Below are 15,830 nucleotides of genomic sequence, written 5' to 3'. Positions count from 1 at the left end.
TGCCCAAACAAAGCCTCTTGAGCTTCGCCGATTCCTCTCACCCGAACCCCTCGAAAAAGGGTGAAGTCGTCACATAAACAGGCGATATGGGTAGACATTGCGCGGCAGGTCGGGGACGTTTGCTATCGTGCGTGCCAGTCTCTGCGAATAGCGAATGCTAACTGGCACAGGATCGTATAGCGCGTCATTATTCCAATCCATCTTGGTGAGCGCCAATGCCTCACGAGCCGTCAGCTCAAGCGGCCCGCTGCCCGCATGGCGGATCAGTTGAAGGGGACGCGGAATGCTCTTTTTGCCTTGATAGTAGTCGTCTTTGGTCGAAACTTGGGGAGCGTTGCCCGCTACCCATACCAAAGCCGAGTTGCCTGTGCGGACCACCATTGTTCCGCGCGGCACGGGAAAACCCGACGGCTTAGACGGCGGTTTCTCCACGCCCGATTTGATGAGCCAGACACCCCGCCAACATGACGCCGAGCCCACCTCAACGCACTCTATCTCCCCTACGCCAGCAAGTGCATCGAAGGCGCCCTCGATTTCGGCATCCCTGAAGGCCGTTGTTTTGTGAATGACCATGCGCTTTGGCAGGTCGCCGCCATTGCGCCCCTGATAGAGTTCCAAGCTTCGGGCGAGGACCGCGCGCATGTCGTCGCGGCTCAGAAAGGGGTTTCTGCGAGCTTCGACAATGTCGGCCACCGGGTCTCGGGCTTCGAACGCAACGAACTGCATGCCCCCGCCGTCCATGTCAAAGACTTGCGAGCAGCACGTCACATAATGCGCATCCTGCTGGTCGCCGCGCAGAGCGTAGGCCAGTCCGATATAGGCGGTATCGGTAGGCACGCCTACAAGTGGAGCGAGCTTCCACGGCGTGCCTCCAGCCTTCACATAGAGGGCGGTGGAAAGACGCCAGGCGAGCGAAGCTTTGTAGTTGAAGGTGAAGGCGCGATCGTTCAGTACTTGGGTCGGAATATTATACTTAGCGCCCAGTGCCTTCAGTGCGTCGTGCGCGTCGAAGAATTTTCCGCGTGTCGCCGTTTCCCAGGCATCGGGAAAATGGACCAGCACCACGTCGAACTCGTTGCGAACGGCCTCGAGCCTGCGGAGCGCGGCATCCATGGCAAGGTAGAGGCGGTACTGCGCATCGCCATCGCCTGACAACTGCTCTAGGTGTTCCGGCCACTTGACGTGTGCGCTGGCTGGTGCAGCCTCGAGTGCCACCCGGAACAGGCGTTCGAAGCCCGGATATTCGGGCACATATTCGGCTCGGTCGGTAGCCCGATGCACGTCGCGTAATAGCCGCATCAAATCACCGCGCCGGTGGAAGGCGCTTTCTGGGCCAACCGTGGCTATACGCACGCGCGGGGTATATCCGCTAAACGATCCCATCGAATACGGCCCGAAATTGACAAGCCCGCGCAGTGGATGAACATCGACCTGCGAGGCGTCGGATGGCGAAAACGACAGATCGGGCTCGTCCAAAAGCGTGAATGGCGGCAGCTCGGTCAGGGCTGGGTTCACCATCACTTGCTCCTATCGAAGTAGGTATGATGGTGCGACGGGCGGCTGTACCCTGTGACGGGTGACACTTTGAACACGGCGTCAATGCCCATGCCATCTTCAAGCCCGAAAGCGCTTCGCGTCGTCCCGGCCGTTTCGGTGAGAAGTTGTGCCCAAGCCCCAATAATGCTGGCCCAGCTCTTGTTAAATCGCGGAGCCCAGCGTTCTCGACGCCAGTCCCCAGCGGGATCACCCCGGCGCTCTACCTGCATACCCATTTCAGCTGGAGCTTGGTCAGCAGAGAGATCATCCCTGTCCGATTGAAGGGGGTCCTGGCGCGGTAGCTGAACGAAGGTGTACGGCTCGAACCCGCACCACCACTTGCCGTCCACCTGTTCTAGCTTGAGGTGAACCCCCTCCTGAAACGGGAAGCCAAGCTTAGGTACTGCGCCGAAAAGACCAGTGCCATAGGCGCTGCGTAACCTAGACAGAACTTGCTGCTGGCGGTGCGATCGCTCGGGATCATCGCCTTCACGCGGTGTGGCGACGACCAGCGAGTGGCCTGAACGCCTATAGCGAGGGATAAGCGGGCGCTGTCGGGCGAGAGATCGGACGAGCGTATCGTAGAGCAAGCCTAAGGCCCAGCTATCAGCGACAGGGTCGAGGTCGATCGTTCCTGCAATCGAGGGGCCCAGCGGCGCTAATGCGTCGAGAATTTCTTGGTCCCGCCCGAACACCGCAAGCTCCCGCCCCAACGCGGCGGCGGCTGCTCGACATCCGCTCGCCTTGAAGATTTCGCGCACCTCCGCGGACGTAGTCGATTGACTCAGCTTGATGCGCCTCGCGGTGCTCGGCATCGATTGGAGAAGAATGGCCGAATAACGCAGCACCGGGAATGCCCGGGCTTTGGCATGAGGAATTTGAACGGGGATAAGACGCGGCGTAGGCCGCCCTTCCATTACGCTATCGTAGAGCGCATGTGGCATGTCGGTCGTCTTGATGATCTCGGCGGCCAGCTCGTCGAACGTCGTGCATTCGACAACCGACACGTCAACTCCGGCCGCTAGCGCTCGATCTAGGAATTCAGTGACCGCCGGGAGCAGGCGGCTCGCTGCTGAGGCGACCCAATAAAGCCCGTTCGGGAACGGTGAAGGCGAAGCAAGGACGTCGTTCAAGGCTTCCAAAATCGAAGCATCGCGTCCGCTGTAGCCTACGAACAGCATGCCAAATCTCTTGCCGGCCTCGACCAGCACGTGCCGCATGCGAGCATCCTGCTGCTCCAGCTCCGATCCGGTATTCTTGATCGCTATTGACTGGTAATCCCCATGGAGTTTCGCGATCAGCGGCCAGTCGGATTCATCGAGGCAACGCATGGCGCGGTCAGCGGAGTCGATCGCCGCCACAGTGGGCCGTCTCTGTTCGGCGATCGGCAGGATCGTGTTAGCAGAAGTTACGGCGTCTTCCGCGAGCGGGTCGAAATTAGTCGTGAAGATGCAGTCGACCTTACCCGCCGCCATCAGGCTGGCGAGCACCTTGTGTCCGAAGCATGGAGTACCCTTGGCAATTGCATCCGCAATATATTGTCGACGGTGGCGAGGCTGCGGGTAGACCGCTTCGAAGGCAGCCGCATACTCCGTGGGATCTCCATCAGGCGGCAGCAGCGAGGTTCCGCGGAAGAAATCATTGATCCGTTCAATCCAAATTGGGTCGGCGGTATCTATTTCCCGCTTGGAAAGGTTTGTCTCTTGGCAGAAGATTTGGGCCTTAAAGTCTCGGATCATTGCGTACCCGGTCGGGATCCCGGATGCAGCCGACGCGCCAGCGCCGAGAAACCATGCGACCAGATTTGGCCGGAGGGCCAAGGCCGTCGCAAACTGAGCCGCGGACATTGTGGGAACGGAACTGATAGGGCTCTCCTTCGGCAAATCTTATCGTGGCTTAACTTATGACTTCCAGATTCAATCAAAGTATATCGGGAAAATAGCGCCCATCTAAGATCTTTATTGTCTAGGACGAATTAAAACGGGCGAAATCAGCGGTAGATCGGGCCATACATTCCCGAGTTGACCATCGCTTCGTAGATCTTCTTCATAGCCAACGCCGTATCTTGAGAGACAAACAGTGATGATCGCGCGCCATGAGGTGAACCTAAGAAGTATGTGCGCATATTTTCCCATGTTTCGCCCACCTCAGACCATCGCCAAGCTGGCACTTCTTTCTCGAGCATAAGCGGTACGGCGAGAGATTTTGGAATAGTGTAGCCATGCTCGAGGTCAGTCATCCACTCGCACTTTACGAGGATCGGCGTCGTCCCCTTGGAATAGAACGGTGCGTCAAGAGCCTCGGCCGTCACGTAGATGTTCTTTGGGCCAACAATGTCGTTCGCGGAGCGCATTACTTCTTCGCCGTCTCCGTAGGGACAAGTGACAAATCCATGGGCGAAGTAGACCGTGTGGTCGAGGCCGCGATATCCACAGCGTTCGCTTGGGATTGTTACTTGGTCGCTCGCTTTCAGCGATTTCGCCACAAGCGGGTGCCAACTGGGATAGCCTCCCACGACGGGCCCACAAGTTGTGACGATATCCGCTAATGCACGCTCCGCGTGTTGCCGCTCATCCGCAGTCAAGCTGCGCGGGATGAGATATCGTTTAACTCGCTCCAGTCCGACCTCTGCCGCTTCATCTGCGCGAAATGCCACCAGAACCTCTCAAAAGCTCGAATCAAAGCATTTGGTTAAGGTAAAGAGCATGAAATTGCAATATTATGCGTAATGTAGCAAATCCATGCGCATGAGGGCTGCAGAGTGCTCCGCCTTGTCGGCGTCAGAAGACGTTCGTGCGAGCAAAAATTAGTCTGATTGCCTTTGTGCGCGAGGCAATCTTATTGCAGGCGAAGGTGCGATCAGGCCGGGCCGCGGTCAAACCGGCGCATCAGCAGCTTCGCAGTCAACAACACGACATGAAGGCGGTATGTGCTGTCATCCTCGTCCGAGAGGCCGGGGTGCGGACCTTCGGGATGAAGCCGGCGGATCAGCCCATTGAAATAGCCGGTGCCTTGGTCGTTCCATTCGTTGAGCGCCGTGCTGAGGAAGTTCGCCTGCGCGAGCTTGATGCGGCGCGGCTGGCCGGTCGAAAGTACGGCGTTTGCGGCATCGATCCTCTCGGCGATCGTGTCTAGTAGCGCGTCGATGAAGGTGCGGATCTGGCCGTTCGCACCCGCCCAATTAGCGCGGGCGTGCGCATCGACGGCTTGGTTTAAATGGCTTTTCGCGATCTCGAACCCATGCTTGTCGAGGAGGCGAACCAATTCGGACTCGGCATCGGGAAGACCGATTTCGGTCGGTAGCGCACGGCGGAGGGCGCCTTCGCTCACGACAAAACCGTCGCGCTCGAGCGCTCGGAGAAACGCCTCCATGTAATCAGTGCGCCGCGGACCACGCGACCATTCGAACGTCTGCTTCGGTTCGGGCGGGAGCATGGCGACTGCGCGCTCGATGAAGACGTCTTCAAGTGGCGTGCCGTCGACAACGAATCCCGGATTTCGGTCGAAAAAAATCTTGAGGTCACTGAGCCGCTTTTTGAGGCTCGTTGCCTCGTCGCGGATATGGGGGTAGATCGCGGGGCCCAGTTCGACAAGAAACTCGGTGAATTGCGCGTGGTTCCAGCAATCGAGAACATCGATTGCCGCGAGGACCGTGCGGCGCGAATAGACGGCTGCCATCACACCGCGTATCCGAGTTCGGTCGCAAGTGCAGCATAGTCCGCGTCGGCGTAGCGGATTTGCTGAGTGTGGGGACTCATCGCAGTCTTAATTGACGTGCCGAGCGCGGGAAACCGTTGTGTCAGTTGCGCGGCGTCCTGCGGGTCGGTGATTCGGACTGAGGCCACGATTTTTGTCTTCGTTGCGGCCCAGTCTCCCGATAGGTTCTTGCCGAGCCACTCCAATAGTAGGCCATAGGGTGAGGGCAGTGTAAGTCCTGCCTTGTCAAACTTCTTCGGCGCGCTCGACGAGACAGGCCCTGCCGAATAGACCGGATATACGGCATGCGATCTCGCGAGGTCATTCCATTTTTTCTTCGGCACGCGCTACCCCCCATTCTGTTGCGAAGGGGACATCTATCAACATGATCGACGAGGTCCAGCGGGTTAGAAGGGGGCGTTGGTACGGCCAGATGGAGAAGGGGCGACAATCGAGAGCGCAAGCGTTGGGCGGGAGCAAGGCGTGGTGAGGGAGATGCACCAAGGGATGTTCGACATTTTTGCGCTCGCGCTGCCGCGCGGGCACGGGTTTCGAGATAGGCCGCCGATCGAGGCCTGGCGGAGCAGCGACGATAGCGCGTGGGCAGCGGTGACGCGCCATGTCGAGAGCGGCGATATCGGGCTAATTGTGCTTCGCCGGCGCGAGGACCGGGTATGGACGATCGTTTGCGACGTCCATGGGCTCCGCGGCGTCGCGGAAGCGCGCGAGCGCGCACGAGCGGAAATGAAGGAAAGCTCACCGCCGGAGCCAGTGCCCGCGGGGACGGCGCGCCGACCCTCGCTTTATGATCTCGGCGGGCGGCCGGCGAGCGAAACCATCAAGCTCCTCACAACCGAATCCTATCGTAATGCGGGATGGTTGCTTGGCGAGCTTTACCTTGCACTGCCGCGGCCCGACCGCAACTGGGCGAGCGACCTCCGGAGCGGCAATTTCCACACCCGCCTCTGGGAGGCGCAGCTACTTGCGAGTCTTCGCGAGCAAGGCCTGCTCGTGACGCAACCGGAAGACGCGCCAGACTTTCGGATCGAGAATGGCAAAGGCGAGGTCGCTTGGATCGAAGCGGTCACCGCCAATCCGCCCGAGCGATATGAGCATGTCAATGCGAAGCCGACGGTGCAGCCGGAGGAACCGGAGGAACTCTTTTTCGGACCGGCGGCGCTCCGCTTCGCAAAAACCATCGGAAGCAAGCTCCAGCGACGCTACGACAGGTTGGAACATGTCGAAGGCTACCCCTTCGCGCTCGCGCTAGCCGACTTCCAAGCGGGCGCCTCGATGGTCTGGAGCCGGGAGGCGCTCATCGGTTATCTGACCGGGATAGGCGCCACTGTTGAGGGTACTGGTACCGAGCGTTTACCTAAGCAGCTTGAGGCCGAAACCCTACTCGGTCACGCGGGCTTCAAGGCGGGGCTGTTCCGCGACAATGCGCATGCCGAGCTGTCGGCGGTGATCTTCACTAATGCGTGCACGCTGAGCAAATTCAATCGCATCGCGGTCACTCACGGAGCGTCGCCACGCGGGCGGCGCTACATTAGATACGGGAAATTTGAGGACAGCGCGCCGGGTTCGCTCAACGGTATCCCGTTCAGCCTCGACGTTGCCGGCGATGAATATCGCTCACTCTGGCCGGACGGGCGCGAGCCATGGTGCGCAGAACTAGAGGTTTTCCATAATCCATTTGCAAAGCATCCACTTCCGAACACCTTATTACCCGAGGCGACGCACTGGCGGCTTACCAGCAAGGGATGGGATTATGAGAGCCATTACAAGACCCGCATTCTCTGGTCCCGCGCGATCATCGCCGACCCGAAGGAGGGGGTTCCAACCTATGACGAAGTGCCAGCCTTTCTTAAGCGGCTAATGCGCGCGGCTTCCGAATGACGACGCCCATTGTCCGATTGCACGCTGGCGGAAGCAAGACACGATAGCGAAGGGGCGTAGACAGATGATCATCGGTCTTTTTCCGTCGGAGGTGCCGATTTGCGATTAAAGGTCTGCTTTTCACGATTTCTCTCCGAAGCCGACAGTCTCCAACCGGCCAGAGCGCGACGGTGATCGAGCTTCCGGCAGAGTCGGGAATTAGCCGGTTGGGTTCAGCAACACCCAAAGACGAGCTATTCTGCCATCGACGATCTCGGCGACATCCGTTCCCGTCACCATATGTGGAGTGGATGGGTTACCCGCATGCCAGCGCAGTGTACCAACATGGTGGTGGCCGATGCCGTCGGCTTCGGGAGTGAACCGGAAGTCCGCACCGAACTGGTCGAGTAGTTTACCGGCAACTGCCGATATTGCCTCACGCCCCTCGATAACGGCATCGGGCTCGTACATGATTGGGTCCGCAACATAGAGTTCCGCAATTGCAGCGGCCCGCAGGCCGGGGTCACGCTCGTTGAATACGCGCTGAAGATTTGCGCGGAGGAGCCGATTGAAGTCGGCTGGAGCGGCCTGGTCTGCGGGATCGATGCTCGAGGACATGGTCATTCTCCTTGCTGGGTTTGGGGTGTCGGCGCATCGTGCCGGTCAGGGTAGGTCGATCAGCAGCACTTCAACGTCCGTCTCCGCCCCGATAAACAGTTTGTCTTCCGAAGTGATCGCGGCGCCGTCGCCTTCGCGCATTTCTATTCCGTTGAGGCTGACGATTCCGGCGACGACCTGGATCCAATAGCCGCGAGCTGGGTCGAGCGTACGCGCGATGCTTGCGCCATCGTCGATGTGCGCGATCTCCATCGACGCGTCCTGGCGCAGCGTCAGCGATCCGTCGCGGCCGTCGCCGCTGGCGACCGTGACCCAGCGGTTACGCGCCCCGTCGTCGGCGAACGACTTTTGCGCATAGGATGGCGGGCCGCCGGTTTCAGCGGGGATAATCCATATCTGGAGCAGATGGGTGCGTTCGTCGGTGCTCGGATTGCGCTCGCTGTGACGGATACCCGTACCTGCGCTCATCCGCTGGACCTCGCCCGCGCGGATGACAGCGCTGTTGCCGAGGTTGTCGCGATGCTCGACAGCCCCCTTCAGCACGATCGTCACGATCTCCATATCTTCATGGCCATGTTCGGGCAGGCCGGCGCCGGGAACGACGCGGTCTTCGTTGAGCACACGGAGCGCCCGGAAACCCATATGCTTGGGGTCGTTATAGTCGGCGAAGGAGAAGCTGTGGTGGGCGTCGATCTGAGCCCCCTGGTGGCGACCTCGTGCGCCGCGGTCCCTGAACTGGATCATGGCTCTCTCCCGGAAGATGGAGCGCCGCCTGACAGGCGGCGCTCCGGTCATTGTCAGGCGGCGTCGACGAGGACGATCTCGCTGTCCTCGATCGCGGTCACGCGCAGCACGTCCATATCGCTGATCGCGGCACCGTCGCGGGCATTCACCCGGACGTCGTCGATCTGAACCGCGCCCTTGGCCGGGACGAGATAGGCTTTGCGGTCCTTGCCGAGCGGATACTCGGCGGTCTCGCCAGCCAGCAAAGTGGCGCCGACCACGCGGGCGTCGGTGCGGATTGGCAGCGCGTCATTGTCGTTGTCATAGCCCGACGCGAGCGTCACGAACTTGCCCGACCGTTCGCCTTTGGGGAAAGGCTTGGCGCCCCACTGCGGCGCTTCGCCGTCGCGGGTCGGCATGATCCAGATCTGGAAGATTTTCGTGGTAACGTCTTCCAGATTATATTCCGAATGGCGGATACCGGTGCCCGCACTCATCACCTGGACGTCGCCTGCTTCGGTGCGGCCCTTGTTGCCGAGGTTGTCCTGATGCGTGATGGCACCTTCGCGGACATAGGTGATGATTTCCATGTCGCGGTGCGGGTGGGGCGGGAAGCCGGTCTGCGGCTGAATCGTGTCGTCGTTCCAGACGCGCAGATTGCCCCAGCTGGTGCGCGCGGGATCGTGATAGCCCGCGAACGAGAAGTGATGTTTGGCGTCGAGCCAGCCGTGGTTGGCACCGCCGAGGCTGTCGAAAGGGCGAAGTTCAATCATTTTCTGTCTCCGTGGCGCGCCGGGGTCGGGCGCCGTTGAGCAGAATTTAGGAATTGCGCCCCATTTGGTTCAGTGGGATAAATTGCTTCGAAACGTTCGAGGAAATAGAAAAGTGAACAACCCGGGCACGCCGACGCTGGACCAGCTTCGTATCTTCCTCGCTATCGTCGACACGGGCAGCTTTGCGGCTGCAGGGCGCCAACTCAACCGCGCCGTTTCGGTGATCAGCTACGGCATTTCCAATCTCGAGGCGCAGCTCGGCCTGACGCTCTTTGAACGCGAGGGGACGCGCAAGCCGCAGCTGACCGTCGCGGGCCGTGCGCTCTTGTCGGAAGCGCGGGCGATTTCGGTGGGCATCGACGGCCTGCGCGCCAAGGTGAAGGGGATGCTCGACGGGCTCGAGGCCGAGGTCGATCTTGCGGTCGACGTGATGCTGCCGTCCGAACGGCTGGGCCGGGTGCTGCGCGCTTTTGCCGCCGAGTTTCCGACGGTGCAGCTCCGGCTTCATGTCGAAGCGCTCGGCGCAATCACCGCGATGGTGCTCGATCGCAAGGCGATTCTCGGCATCTCGGGGCCGCTGGCGGCCGGGGTCGAGGGTGTCGAATGCGTCGCAGCGGGGTCGATTTCCATGGTCCCGGTGGCCGCCCCCGACCATCCGCTCGGCCGGATGGAGCGCATCCCGCCCGGAGCGGGGCGCGACTATACGCAGCTCGTGCTGACCGACCGTTCGCGCTTTACCGAAGGGCGCGACTATTCGGTGATGAGCCCCAAGACATGGCGGCTCGCCGATCTGGGCGCCAAGCATGCGCTGCTGCGCGAGGGGATAGGGTGGGGCAATATGCCGCTGCCGATGATCGAGCCCGATCTTGTCGCGGGTACGCTCGTCCAGCTTGCGATGCCTGACCATCCGGGAGGGACCTATCGTTTCGCCGGCGTCTGGCGCCGCGACACGCCGCCGGGGCCAGCAGCATCCTGGCTGCTCGAACAGTTCGTCGAACTAGGACAAAATGATACCGAACTTGCGGGGATGATCGACCTTTGACGATCGCGTCCGGCGGCGAGGCGCCCGTCCTCCTGCGTCAGTGCACGTACGTGCGAAAGGCCTCGATGAACATTCGCACCCTTGCCGGCGTGAAAGCGAGGGAAGGGTAGACCGCCCAGATCGCCTCGCGCGGCATGTCGGCATCTTCGAGCATGATCGGCAGGAGTCGACCCGATTTGACTTCGTCGCGCACGTTCCATTCCGAGAGGCGCGCAATTCCCAGGCCGCCGAGACATGCGAGGTGCAGTGCCTCCACGCTATTGCTGCTGAAGTGCCCACCGACTTTCTGCTGTACCGGTTTTCTATCCCGTTCGAAAAACCAGTGTGTCGTCCCGGGGTGCGCGAGGCAATCATGACCAGCGAGCTCCGCAAGGAAGCGCGGCGCGGAATGGCGGCCAAGATACTCCGGCGACGCGTAAAGAAATCTGGGATTGTCCGCGATACGTCTGCCGATCAGGGTGCTGTCGCGGAGCGCCCCGGTTCGCAGGGCAAGGTCGATGCCGTTGCCGACGATATCGACAAGGTCGTCGCTGAGGATCAACTCGACGCGCAGGTCCGGGTTCGCGTGTTGGAATCCCGCAAGCATCGGCAGCACGAGCTTGCGGCCGAGGGCGTGTGACGCGGTGACCCGGAGGATCCCCGTTGCTCCTTGCCCGGCAGGCGTGGCGGCGGCGCGCGCCTCGGCTTCCTGTGCTATCATGGCGCGCGCGTGGGGCAGGAACGCTTCGCCCTCCGGCGTGAGCGAAAAGGACCGGGTCGAGCGGTGCGCCAGGCGCGTGCCGAGCTCCGCTTCAAGTGTCGCGAGCCGGCGCGACGCGGCCATGGGGGATAGGCCGAGCCTTCGTCCCGCCGCAGCAAGGCTGCCGTGATCGACGGCTTCGACGAGCACGAGCGTGTCAGCAAGATTAATCATATCATGAATCGATATACTGCCTCATCATATCAGTGGTATAATAACCCATTATGACATGATCCATATCCTGCGGACATTCCCGGCAGGATCTAATCGATGACACAGACTATTCCCGAGGCAGAAGCGAGTGGCGTTAGCGGCACCCGGATGCGCGGCCTCGCCTTTTCCATGGCCGTGGCGGCGGGCATCGCCGTTGCCAACATTTATTATAACCAGCCCATGCTCGGCCTGATGGAGGTCGACATACCCGATCGGTTGACCGGGTTGGTGCCCACCGCGACGCAGCTTGGCTACGCGCTTGGCTTGTTCCTCCTTGTTCCGCTCGGGGATCTGGTCGAGCGTCGGCGGTTGATTCTGGTTCAATTCGCCGGGCTCGCCGTTACGCTTGCCGCAGCGGCGATCGCGCCCGGTCCGCTCTGGCTGATCGCCGCTTCGCTGGCGCTCGGCTTCGCCTCGACGGTGGCGCAGCAGATCATCCCCTTCGCCGCCCATATCGCTTCGCCCGAGCAGCGCGGGAAAATGGTGGGGACCGCCATGTCGGGGCTTCTGTCCGGTATTCTGCTGAGCCGGACGGTCGCCGGGCTGGTCGCGAGCCATGGTGGCTGGCGCGCCATGTTCTGGTTCGCAGTTCCCCTCGCGCTCGCTGCTGGCGGCTGGATGGCGGTACGTCTGCCGAAGAGCCAGCCCGTGTCGGACCTCAATTATAGGGGCGCGATTGCCTCCTTGGCCGATCTCTGGCGCGATCACCCGCCGCTTCGAAAGGCGGCGATTACGCAAGCCCTCCTGTTTGCGAGCTTCAGTGCATTCTGGACGGTGCTCGCGTTCAGACTGGCGCAGCCGCAATTCGGCCTCGGTGCGGATGCAGCGGGTCTGTTCGGTATCGTCGGCGCGGCAGGAATTCTGGCGGCCCCAGCGGCGGGCCATCTGGCCGATCGGAAGGGGCCGCATAAAACGATCGTCGTCAGTGCAATTCTGGTGCTCCTGTCCTGGGCGGTGTTCGGATTGTGGACTTCGCTCGCGGGATTGGTAGCAGGGGTGTTGCTGCTCGACCTCGCGGTGCAGGCCGCGCTGATTTCCAACCAGCATATCGTCTATGGTCTCGCCCCCGAAGCGCGGGCCCGGCTCAACACCCTGTTCATGGGGACCATGTTCTTCGGCGGCGCGGCGGGATCGGCGCTCTCCAGCCAGCTCTGGGCGCCATGGGGATGGTCGGCCGTCGTGTGCCTGGGGGCGAGCTTCGCCGCTCTTGCTGTCACGCTACAACTGTTTCGGCCGCGCAAATGACGATCACAGTTTGAGTGTCGCCTCGGCGCCGACCATATGGATCGTGCACGCTGGGCCGGTGTCGCGGATATAGGAACCAGGACGAAAGGCCGAGAGCGAGGTGGTGAAGGACAGGAGCGCGCTGGACTGCCAACCCGCCGAAATCTCGATCTGGTCGCCGATATGGCGTGCGTCGCTGCCTCCCGCGGCACGGATGAGGCTGCCCGGGATGTCGTAGATGCCGTCGCCGCGGCTTTCGCGCCAGAAGCGCGCTGCAACCAGCTCGACCGTCACGCCCTTGCCCAGATCAAAATCGATGCTGGGATGAAGGTTCACGATATTGCGCGGACCGATCGGCGACAGTTCGCCGAAATATTTGCCCTTCGGGAAAAGGGCGTTGAAGGTGCCGAGGCGCTCGTCCGTGGCATCGCGGTCTCCGCTGGCTATGTTCGCGCGAAGGCGGAGTCGCGGTTTGAGCGGCACCTGCGGAAAGCTCCAAGCAGTTTCGGTCGCGAGCGACCAGGCCCGGATGCGGTCGTCGTCAAATCGGCCGCGCTGGAGCATCGCCTCCCAGTTCCAGCCGAGGTCGCCGCGCTTGCCGAAGAAGCGCAGCCCGAATGTGTCGCGCGCCTCATGTCCGGTGCGGCCGCCGAAGCGCGCCCCTTCATTCGTATATCCCAGCCAATAGGCGTCGATCCCGATGCCGTCGACCGGCGTGACGGTCGCATAAAGCCCGTCGAGCCGCCGCGTCTTCGACGTCCGGTCGTCGAAATCGCCGGCACCGATCGCGACGGGACGCAGGTGGAATGCGTCGACGCGCACTGGGCCGATATCTGCGATCGCGCGCGCGCCGTCGAATGCCTGCGGAATATTGGGACCATAGCGAATGCCGACGAGCCGCTCCGACCCCAGCGCGACGAGTTCGCGCCCGCCGCGCAGCGTCAGGCTGTCGGACCCGCCCAGCGGGACGCGGACATCGGCAAAGCCCTGTAACAGGTCGATCCCCGTTTCGTCGGCGGGGCCCTTTCCCGCGCCGACACCGCGAGCATAGCCGGCGATGCCTTGCACGAAGACGCGCGCGGGACCCGCGTGCAGATCGGCGTGCGGCAGGACACGCAGCCACAGATAGCCGTCGTCGGGGGCCGGCTGATCGCCCCAGAGATTGTCGTCGAACCCCTCAAAGCGCGCCCGCGCTTCGCCGCCCAGCGTCAGATAGGCCGATCCGTCCTTGGCGAGTGGGATATATTTGGCCTGGCGCCATCCTTCGCGTGTCGCGTCGCGCAGCACCGACCAATCCTCGTCATAGCGCAAATTGGTTTGCGCCACCTCCTGCGCCTGCGCCGCGAGGGGTAGCAGCGTGGCAAGCAGGGCCAGGATACGCATCGTCAGCGGCGGGTGACGAAGTGGCGCACGACCGGCGGCTTATCGTCCGTCTGGAAGGCGCGCAGCGCTTCCTGCTGCACGCGATCCGCATTGGTCACGCGGTCGTGCTGACGCAGATGTTCGAGCCAGCTTTCGACCGTGAAGCTTTCAATCACCGTGCCGGGGACCGACGTATCCTCATAGACGCCCCAATGGATCGCGCCGTCGCGGCGGCGGATGCGGCGCATCGCCTGCATTGCCGCAAAGAAGTCGGGCACCTTCGCGGGGTCGATGCGATATTCGATCGTCACCAGCACCGGCCCGCTGTCATGCTCCACCGTGCCGTCGACCAGCGGGGCCGGCCAGTGCGCCGACGGGGCGAGGTCGAGCGTGCTCGCCCGGCCGAGCGGATAGCGCCATGCAAGGACGATCGCGGCGACGATGAGCAGCGCGGCGGCGGCGAGCAGCGTCGAGGTAACACCGACGCGCGATGCGACCGATCCCCACAGTGCCGATCCCCCGGCCATCGATCCCTGAAAGACCAGCAGATAGATGGCGAGCGCGCGCGCCTTGACCCAGCCGGGCGAGGTCGCCTGCGCGCCGCCGTTGAGCGAGGCCATCATCGCGATCCATGCGAGCCCGCCAGCGAACAAGGCTGCGGATGCGGTCCAGAAGCCGCTTGCCAGCGAAAGAGCCGCCATCGCTGTGGCGAGCAGGATCGACGCGGCGAGCGTGATCATATTGGCGCTCATCCGTCCGCGCAGACGGGGCATCAGGATCGCGCCGCTAATCGCGCCGATCCCCATGAAGGTCAGGAGGCCGCCATAGCCCGCCGGCCCCAGTCCCAGGTCGCGACGCGCGATGATCGGCAGCAGTGCCCAGAGCCCGCTGGCGAAGAGGAAGAAACCCACCGAGCGGATGAGCACGACCTGCAGTTCGGGCGCGCGCATCGCATAGCGCAGCCCGGCGCGCATCGCGCCGACCATATGCTCGGCGGGCAGATGGCGTTCGGTTGCGGTCCGGCGCCAGCGGACCAGCACGATGATGACGCCGATTACCGACAGCGCGTTGACCGCGAAGACGGCGGCCGGACCCGACGCGGCGATGATGACGCCGCCCAGCGCGGGGCCGATTGCGCGGGCGATGTTGACGCCCAGCGAGTTGAGCGCGACCGCCTGTTGCAGTGCCTTCGGCGGCACCAGTTCGGGCACGATTGCCTGAAAGGCGGGGGCGGAAAAGGCGGCCCCGACCGCGATCAGTGCGGTGAAGACCAACAGCACCCAGGCGGTTGTCAGGCCCGCCAGCGTGATCGCGGCCAGCCCGGCGGCGCCGATCAGGCCGAAAAGCTGTGCACCGATCAGCAGGCGGCGGCGGTCGACGATATCGGCGAGCGCACCGGCGGGCAGCGCCAGCGCGAACATCGGAAAGGTCGTCGCGGCCTGGACCAGCGCGACCATCAACGGGTCGGGCGACAGCGAGGTCATCAGCCAGCCCGCGCCGACGTCGTGCATCCATGTGCCGACGTTCGATACGATCGTCGCGATCCACAGGGCGCGGAACATCGGGCTGGCGAGCGGGCGTTCTGCAGCGGCGGTCCCAACGGTTGACGCGGTCATGCCTTGCGCTCCTGCAGTATGGCCGCGAGAATCAGGCCGCCGATCAGCCCGACATGTTCGAGGAAAGTGTTGCGTTCGTGGAAGCGCGCCATCGGGTCGGCGACCTGCCAGAAGGGATGCGCGACCAGCGTCGCCGCGGCGGTGAACACGCCGAGCGCGCCCGCGCCGAGCCACGCCTGACGGCCGAGGATGACGAGGAGCGAGCCGCCGATCTGAACCGCGATGGTCAGCAGGACGACCAGCGCGGCGGGCTCCAGCCCGAAATGCCGCGCCTCGCCGAGCGCGCCGCCGAGGTCGAACAGCTTGGCGACGCCGCTCGTCCAATCGGGGAGAGTGAGCAGGGCCGCGGCGAGGGTCGAGAAACCATTGTTGCCGAGCAGGCGGGCGATAGGGGCAGGGGTGTTCATCGT

General features: G+C 62.7%; 15 protein-coding genes. 3 read left to right on the top strand and 12 right to left on the bottom strand.

Features of this window, described 5'->3' with window-relative positions; all coding sequences use genetic code 11:
• Positions 1–69: 69 nt before the first annotated feature.
• The 5 genes from V8J55_RS03940 to V8J55_RS03920 form a co-directional block, all read right to left on the bottom strand.
• A complete protein-coding gene (locus tag V8J55_RS03940) occupies positions 70–1,518 on the bottom strand; it encodes an argonaute/piwi family protein (RefSeq protein WP_336444445.1) in 1,449 nt (482 codons plus the stop codon).
• Entirely contained in the window at positions 1,518–3,275 is a 1,758-nt protein-coding gene (locus V8J55_RS03935) for an SIR2 family protein (protein WP_336444444.1), read from the bottom strand. Before V8J55_RS03935 ends, V8J55_RS03940 begins: the two co-directional genes overlap by 1 nt.
• Before the next feature lie 251 nt (positions 3,276–3,526).
• Positions 3,527–4,192, bottom strand: a complete 666-nt coding sequence (locus tag V8J55_RS03930) for a hypothetical protein (RefSeq protein WP_336444443.1) — start codon at positions 4,190–4,192, stop codon at positions 3,527–3,529.
• Positions 4,193–4,395: 203 nt separating this feature from the next.
• A complete protein-coding gene (locus V8J55_RS03925) occupies positions 4,396–5,214 on the bottom strand; it encodes a hypothetical protein (RefSeq protein WP_336444442.1) in 819 nt (272 codons plus the stop codon).
• Entirely contained in the window at positions 5,214–5,576 is a 363-nt protein-coding gene (locus tag V8J55_RS03920; protein ID WP_336444441.1) for a hypothetical protein, read from the bottom strand. Before V8J55_RS03920 ends, V8J55_RS03925 begins: the two co-directional genes overlap by 1 nt.
• Before the next feature lie 163 nt (positions 5,577–5,739).
• On the opposite strand from V8J55_RS03920, the gene V8J55_RS03915 reads away from it, so the two are divergent.
• A complete protein-coding gene (locus V8J55_RS03915) occupies positions 5,740–7,131 on the top strand; it encodes a hypothetical protein (protein WP_336444440.1) in 1,392 nt (463 codons plus the stop codon).
• A 198-nt stretch (positions 7,132–7,329) separates the two neighbouring features.
• On the opposite strand, the gene V8J55_RS03910 is transcribed toward V8J55_RS03915, so the two are convergent.
• Genes V8J55_RS03910 through V8J55_RS03900 form a run of 3 tightly spaced genes read right to left on the bottom strand, consistent with a single transcriptional unit; the run spans position 7,330 to position 9,224 of the window.
• Positions 7,330–7,728 (bottom strand): nuclear transport factor 2 family protein, encoded by a 399-nt coding sequence (locus V8J55_RS03910; RefSeq protein ID WP_336444439.1) that lies wholly within the window; start codon positions 7,726–7,728, stop codon positions 7,330–7,332.
• 45 nt (positions 7,729–7,773) lie between these two features.
• Positions 7,774–8,472, bottom strand: a complete 699-nt coding sequence (locus V8J55_RS03905) for a pirin family protein (protein ID WP_336444438.1) — start codon at positions 8,470–8,472, stop codon at positions 7,774–7,776.
• Positions 8,473–8,525: 53 nt separating this feature from the next.
• Positions 8,526–9,224 carry a pirin family protein gene (locus tag V8J55_RS03900; RefSeq protein WP_336444437.1) on the bottom strand — a complete coding sequence of 233 codons (699 nt, stop codon included), beginning with the start codon at positions 9,222–9,224 and terminating at the stop codon, positions 8,526–8,528.
• A gap of 112 nt (positions 9,225–9,336) precedes the next feature.
• On the opposite strand from V8J55_RS03900, the gene V8J55_RS03895 reads away from it, so the two are divergent.
• Positions 9,337–10,266 carry a LysR family transcriptional regulator gene (locus V8J55_RS03895; protein ID WP_336444436.1) on the top strand — a complete coding sequence of 310 codons (930 nt, stop codon included), beginning with the start codon at positions 9,337–9,339 and terminating at the stop codon, positions 10,264–10,266.
• 37 nt (positions 10,267–10,303) lie between these two features.
• On the opposite strand, the gene V8J55_RS03890 is transcribed toward V8J55_RS03895, so the two are convergent.
• Positions 10,304–11,179, bottom strand: a complete 876-nt coding sequence (locus V8J55_RS03890) for a LysR family transcriptional regulator (RefSeq protein ID WP_336444435.1) — start codon at positions 11,177–11,179, stop codon at positions 10,304–10,306.
• Positions 11,180–11,326: 147 nt separating this feature from the next.
• Here V8J55_RS03890 and V8J55_RS03885 point away from each other — a divergent pair, with 147 nt between their 5' ends.
• Positions 11,327–12,463 (top strand): MFS transporter, encoded by a 1,137-nt coding sequence (locus tag V8J55_RS03885; protein ID WP_336444434.1) that lies wholly within the window; start codon positions 11,327–11,329, stop codon positions 12,461–12,463.
• A gap of 3 nt (positions 12,464–12,466) precedes the next feature.
• On the opposite strand, the gene V8J55_RS03880 is transcribed toward V8J55_RS03885, so the two are convergent.
• Genes V8J55_RS03880 through V8J55_RS03870 form a run of 3 tightly spaced genes read right to left on the bottom strand, consistent with a single transcriptional unit; the run spans position 12,467 to position 15,827 of the window.
• The gene (locus V8J55_RS03880; protein WP_336444433.1) at positions 12,467–13,825 is read right to left on the bottom strand and encodes an alginate export family protein; all 1,359 of its coding nucleotides are present in this window, start codon (positions 13,823–13,825) and stop codon (positions 12,467–12,469) included.
• Positions 13,826–13,827: 2 nt separating this feature from the next.
• On the bottom strand, positions 13,828–15,420 hold the full coding sequence (locus V8J55_RS03875) for an MFS transporter (RefSeq protein WP_336444432.1): 1,593 nt from the start codon (positions 15,418–15,420) through the stop codon (positions 13,828–13,830).
• Positions 15,417–15,827, bottom strand: a complete 411-nt coding sequence (locus V8J55_RS03870) for a DoxX family protein (protein ID WP_336444431.1) — start codon at positions 15,825–15,827, stop codon at positions 15,417–15,419. Before V8J55_RS03870 ends, V8J55_RS03875 begins: the two co-directional genes overlap by 4 nt.
• Between the last annotated feature and the right edge of the window lie 3 nt (positions 15,828–15,830).

The organism is Sphingopyxis sp. CCNWLW2 (assembly GCF_037095755.1).
Classification (GTDB): Bacteria; Pseudomonadota; Alphaproteobacteria; order Sphingomonadales; family Sphingomonadaceae; genus Sphingopyxis.
The sequence above is the reverse complement of the archived record's forward strand: the minus strand, read 5'-3'. Positions and strand labels throughout refer to the sequence as shown.

Coding starts and splice junctions, on each gene's coding strand:
- V8J55_RS03870 (WP_336444431.1), bottom strand. CDS start 15,827: ATGAACACCCCTGCCCCTATCGCCCGCCTGCTCGGCAACAATGGTTTC.
- V8J55_RS03880 (WP_336444433.1), bottom strand. CDS start 13,825: ATGCGTATCCTGGCCCTGCTTGCCACGCTGCTACCCCTCGCGGCGCAG.
- V8J55_RS03925 (WP_336444442.1), bottom strand. CDS start 5,214: ATGGCAGCCGTCTATTCGCGCCGCACGGTCCTCGCGGCAATCGATGTT.
- V8J55_RS03935 (WP_336444444.1), bottom strand. CDS start 3,275: ATGATCCGAGACTTTAAGGCCCAAATCTTCTGCCAAGAGACAAACCTT.
- V8J55_RS03910 (WP_336444439.1), bottom strand. CDS start 7,728: ATGTCCTCGAGCATCGATCCCGCAGACCAGGCCGCTCCAGCCGACTTC.
- V8J55_RS03875 (WP_336444432.1), bottom strand. CDS start 15,420: ATGACCGCGTCAACCGTTGGGACCGCCGCTGCAGAACGCCCGCTCGCC.
- V8J55_RS03915 (WP_336444440.1), top strand. CDS start 5,740: ATGTTCGACATTTTTGCGCTCGCGCTGCCGCGCGGGCACGGGTTTCGA.
- V8J55_RS03900 (WP_336444437.1), bottom strand. CDS start 9,224: ATGATTGAACTTCGCCCTTTCGACAGCCTCGGCGGTGCCAACCACGGC.
- V8J55_RS03940 (WP_336444445.1), bottom strand. CDS start 1,518: ATGGTGAACCCAGCCCTGACCGAGCTGCCGCCATTCACGCTTTTGGAC.
- V8J55_RS03885 (WP_336444434.1), top strand. CDS start 11,327: ATGCGCGGCCTCGCCTTTTCCATGGCCGTGGCGGCGGGCATCGCCGTT.
- V8J55_RS03890 (WP_336444435.1), bottom strand. CDS start 11,179: ATGATTAATCTTGCTGACACGCTCGTGCTCGTCGAAGCCGTCGATCAC.
- V8J55_RS03905 (WP_336444438.1), bottom strand. CDS start 8,472: ATGATCCAGTTCAGGGACCGCGGCGCACGAGGTCGCCACCAGGGGGCT.